The following is a 639-nucleotide window of genomic DNA, read 5'->3' as shown; positions in this document are numbered from 1 at the left end:
ATCCTGAACTGCGCAAGATCCTTCGCGAGCAACTCGAACAGGTTCAGCAGCGACTCAATCGCGAATTGAATCGCGCGCGTCTGGCCGGCGATGCCTTGCCGGGTGCGCAGTTCGATTGCGCTGCCGAGTTGCCGGGATTGCTCGCGACCCTGAACATGATCCACGGCGACCACCTGCATCTCGTCTACACGGCACCGACCGGTTTGCACTTGCCTTGGGATCGTGAGGATATGCTGGAACTGCTCGGCAATCTGCTGGATAACGCCTGCAAGTGGGCGGATGCCGAGGTGCGCCTGAGCATCGTCGAGACAGCTGAAGGGTTTGTGCTGGCGGTTGAAGACGATGGGCCGGGCATTCCCGAAGCGCAGCGCGATCAGGTGTTCAGTCGTGGCACACGGCTGGATGAGCAGACTGACGGGCATGGCCTGGGGCTGGGGATCGCGCGCGATATTGTCGAGGCGTGGGGTGGGGAGTTGGTGTTGCAGGAGAGCGAGTGGGACGGGTTGAAGGTGGTGATCGAGTTGCCCAGGCGCTGAAACCGATCTCGGACACACCCGATTAACCTGTGGGAGCGAGCCTGCTCGCGATGGCGGTATGACAGTCAACATCAATGTTTAATGTCACGGCCTCATCGCGAGC

Annotated in this window: 1 protein-coding gene; it reads left to right on the top strand. The window is 60.9% G+C overall.

The features are described 5' to 3' along the window. Nucleotides 1-536: ATP-binding protein (locus AC1DH9_RS30360; RefSeq protein WP_477809482.1), on the top strand; the 536-nt coding region annotated here is incomplete at its 5' end. Nucleotides 537-639: the final 103 nt, after the last annotated feature.

Source organism: Pseudomonas sp. 05T35 (assembly GCF_056396605.1).
This window is presented reverse-complemented; position numbering and strand designations above follow the sequence as displayed.